The sequence below is a fragment of the Streptomyces sp. NPDC006463 genome (assembly GCF_042870715.1).
GTDB lineage: Bacteria > Actinomycetota > Actinomycetes > Streptomycetales > Streptomycetaceae > Streptomyces.
The window spans coordinates 1-3,726 of the sequence record NZ_JBIAHP010000069.1 but is presented as its reverse complement, the minus strand read 5'-3'; the positions used below and the strand labels follow the sequence as shown (position 1 = coordinate 3,726).

Genomic DNA, 3,726 nt, shown 5'->3' with positions numbered 1-3,726 from the left:
CGCCCCGACCCCCTGGCAACGACCCCGCCTACTAGACACCCTCGCAGTCGGCCACCCGCACCGCTCCAAAGGGCCCGAACGGATCCGTGCAGGTGGGAGCCGGTACGAAGCAGCGGTACCGGGCCCTTGGCAGGCTACTAGCCCGGCTCGTATGTGACGTGGGCCCTATGGGACGAGTCACCTCATAGGCGCCTCTCCGGCCGGGAAACCAGGGGCCCGCGCCCGGCGAACCCCGGCCGAAGACGCTCGTACCGCCCTCTCCGGGCAACCGAGCGCCGCAGCCGACAGTGGAGGTCGACTACAACGCCCGGCGCGAGGTCAGGAGGTGCGCTTCAGGGTCCAGGTGTTGGGGTTGAAGCTGGGGACGGCTGAGTAGCGGCAGCCGCTCGAGTAGTAAGTGCTGGTGATGGTCCAGCCGGCGGGCGGCCACGTGGACGCGCAGGCGTTGACCTGGGTGCCGACCGGGTAGCCTCTGAGGTCCTTGATCTGCTTGGTGTTGGGCGTGAAGCCGGAACCGCAGCCGCCGCTGTTCCACCACTGGGCATCGACCCAGCCGTCCGGAGTGAGCGTGCTGGAGCACATGGTGAGCGTGTCACCGGGTGCCGCTGAGGCGGGGCTCGCGGTGATCGCGAGGGCGGTAGCGGCCATGGTGGCCAGAGCGGCGGCATAACGGGTGCGGATCACGAGACATTCCTCTCGGCGCACTGGGATCGCCGCCGACCGTCGGCAGGCCGTGCCAGGCGCCGTGTCATTGCTATCCGACCAGATCAAGCTACAGAAAGTCACCTTTTGGGCATAACTCTGCGGCAGTTTAAAGCCGTTGCCGATGATTGGCGCGGTTCCCGCCGGTTTGGCGAGCGGGGCACGTCCTCCACGCCCACACCCCGCGCCACCGTCTCTGCCCTGGCCCTCTTGACGGAGAGCCTGCGACTCCAACGCCCCGACCACGAGGAGCTGCCAGCAGCCTGCGGGCGGGGTTCACCTGGTTCGTCCGCCGAGTCCTCATCCGGTTCCGCACGCTGGTTTTGACGGGACCCGGCGGCGTCACGCGAGTCGATTGTCGGCTGAAGGGCTGTCTGGCTCTGTGACGGAGATCTTCAGCCGAACGTTGTCGCAGTCAGCGGCTGTCGGACGTTCCGTACGCCGATACATCCTGGTGATGGCTGCGCACTGAAGTGCCATGGACAGCGCCATGGACAGGCAGATGCCCGGGAGCCCCGAACCCGACAGGCTGTATGCAAGCGCGAGTTGGAGTGCCACACCGCATGAGGTGATCCGCGCGAGGGCCGGGCTGCCGCCGCTGCCCTCGAACACCCCGCCCAGCGCGATGAAGCAAGCGAGGAGCACCAAGTACGGCCCCAGGCAGCGCAGATAAAGGGCCCCCGCCTCGGCTACCTCTCCCCCGCTGCCGAAGGCCCGCATGACCCACGGCCCGGTGGCGAGCAGCGTCAGCATGGCCGTGACCCCGAGTGCTCCGGCGAGAAGCAGTGCCTGTCGTCCGATGGCACGCCGCTCGTCATGTCCGGCACCGAGCAGGTGGGCGGTGCGAATGGCGGCAGCCTGGCGTACCGCGTAGAAGGCCATCGTCGCGACGTACATCGCCTTCGTCGCGACCCCGTACGCGGCGACCTCGCCGACGCCGATCCGGGCGACGATGGCGACGAGTGCGAGCGCCCCCACCATCCGCACGACGAAGTCGGCCGACATGGGAAGGCCGGTCGCAGCCGTCCTGCGCGCATCGGCGCTGAGCGAACCGGTCCGATTCGGGGCCGCCTGGACTGCCTGGGCCGCATGGGCTGTCTGGGCGGCCTGTCGCAGTACGTCGTTGCGGTGCAGCGCCACGAAGCCGCAAATGAGCGCGACCGTCCGGCCCAGCACAGTGGCGATCGCCGCCCCGCGCACCCCGAGGCCGAACCCCAGGATGAACAAGGGATCCAGCCCGAGGATCAGTCCGTTCGCGAGGATCGCGAGCTTCATCGGGGTGCGGGTGTCGCCCGCACCTTTGAGAATGCCGTCGACGACGTTGGTGGCGAAGAACACCGCGATTCCTGGCAATGCGATCGAGAAATAGCCGGTAGCGAGGGGCAGCGAGTCGCCGCCGCTGCCGCCGAGCACGAGGTGGGCGAGCGGTTCACGGCACAGGTATCCACCGATGGCGACCAAGGGTGTTACGAGCGCCCACAGGACCCATCCGCCGCGCACGGCCGAGCGCATCGCTGCCGAATCCCCCGCTCCCCTGGCTCGCGCGACGAGCACAGTCGTGCCCGAGCCGGCGACGAGGATGACGCCGAGCAGCAGGTTCTCGACATTCGTCGCGACAGCCACCGCGGCGACAGCGTCCGCGCCGAGCCGTGCCACCCAGACCATGTTGATGATCGCGGCCGTGACCCCCGCGAGAAGCTCGAAGTAGACCGGATACGCGAGCGACACCAGTCGGCGCCGGTGTTCCGCTTCCCCCATGACTGTGCCCCTCTTTTCGCTGTACCTCTAATCGAGGTACAGCGAGAAGAGATAGCATGACGCGACGGGACGGGCAAGCGCGCTGACAGGTGCAGGAAGGGGCTCGGGGCATGCTGGAGCTGTCGATTCTGGGTTTCCTCTTCGAGGAGTCCTTGCACGGATACGAGATGAAAGCTCGTATCCAGGGCCTCAGTGGCCACATCCGCCCGGTAAGTGACGGGGCGCTCTACCCGGCCATCTCCCGGCTGGTGAAAGCGGGTCTGGTCGAGCAGCGCACCGAACCTGGAAGCGGTGCCGCGCCCCGCCGGATCCTGTCCCTCACCGAGGCGGGTCGCGCCGAACTGCTGGCCCGGTTGCGACACCCCAAGGAAGCCGAAATCACTGATGGGCAGCGCTTCTTCACCCTGCTCGCGTTCCTGCACCATCTCCCGGACCGTGCCGAGCAGGCTGCGGTCCTGCGCCGTCGGCAGACCTTCCTCGACATCCCAGCGAGCTTCTTCTACCGCGACGGCGAGCCCGTACGGGCCGAGGAGGCGCCGGATCTCTTCCGGCAGGGCATGCTTCGCATCGCTCGCGCCACCAGCACCGAGGAGAAGAAGTGGCTGGCCGAGGCAATCGGCAGCCTGGAGGGCTGAGCACCCGGCGCCGGCGCCCATCCCTCCAGGGGGTGGAGTGCGGCGGGACGCCCGTGGGCGCGGGGCGGAAAAACGGGTGACGTTGTAGGCCAGGACGCTCGCCTGGAACTCCTCGACGAGGTCCGTGCGGTCGCCGTAGGCGAGGTCTCGTCTCAGCGGGGACTCGACCACCAGCTCGGAGGCGGCTGGAGATGGGTGCGACCGTGTTCGGCGCGGCCTTTGGGGTCGGCGCGCTGGGCGGGGCCGCCGGCGCGTTGTCCGCCCCGGCCCTCGCGCGACGGTACGGCCCTGGCCGATGACGCTCGGCGCGCTCGCTTCACCCCGCTCACCCAAGTCCCGCTGATGGTGGCGAGCCCGGCGATGTACAGGTGCTGGGCACGCTCTTGGATCGGGTGGGCGACGTCGTCCGGGTGACAGTTGCCGGCTGATGGCTGCGAGGTGGAGGGCTGTCGGGTGGACGTTTGATTCCGGCCACCGATTGGCGGCTGCTGGCGGAGCGCGGGTCCGCACGCCCGGATAGGGTGAGATTTCCTCAACTAAGGGCTGTCCCGTAATCCCCGGCGGGCGCACGACGCCGGCTACGGCACCTCGCCGCGTTGTCGGAACGCCCGAATACGCCCAGTATGGGGGC

Annotated in this window: 3 protein-coding genes; 1 reads left to right on the top strand and 2 read right to left on the bottom strand. The window is 68.7% G+C overall.

The features are described from left to right. Positions 1-318: 318 nt before the first annotated feature. Together ACFYOB_RS41485 and ACFYOB_RS41480 are read right to left on the bottom strand one after the other, a co-directional pair. A complete protein-coding gene (locus tag ACFYOB_RS41485; protein ID WP_388570252.1) occupies positions 319-684 on the bottom strand; it encodes a hypothetical protein in 366 nt (121 codons plus the stop codon). 360 nt (positions 685-1,044) lie between these two features. After that, positions 1,045-2,460, bottom strand: coding sequence for an MATE family efflux transporter (locus tag ACFYOB_RS41480; RefSeq protein ID WP_388570249.1), 1,416 nt, complete (start codon positions 2,458-2,460; stop codon positions 1,045-1,047). A gap of 110 nt (positions 2,461-2,570) precedes the next feature. Between ACFYOB_RS41480 and ACFYOB_RS41475 the strand changes: the two genes are divergently transcribed. Continuing rightward, on the top strand, positions 2,571-3,095 hold the full coding sequence (locus ACFYOB_RS41475) for a PadR family transcriptional regulator (RefSeq protein WP_388570247.1): 525 nt from the start codon (positions 2,571-2,573) through the stop codon (positions 3,093-3,095). Positions 3,096-3,726 lie beyond the last annotated feature (631 nt).

Bases quoted from the DNA above. Each gene is read 5' to 3' on its own strand.
- ACFYOB_RS41475 (WP_388570247.1), top strand. From the start codon at position 2,571: ATGCTGGAGCTGTCGATTCTGGGTTTCCTCTTCGAGGAGTCCTTGCAC.
- ACFYOB_RS41480 (WP_388570249.1), bottom strand. From the start codon at position 2,460: ATGGGGGAAGCGGAACACCGGCGCCGACTGGTGTCGCTCGCGTATCCG.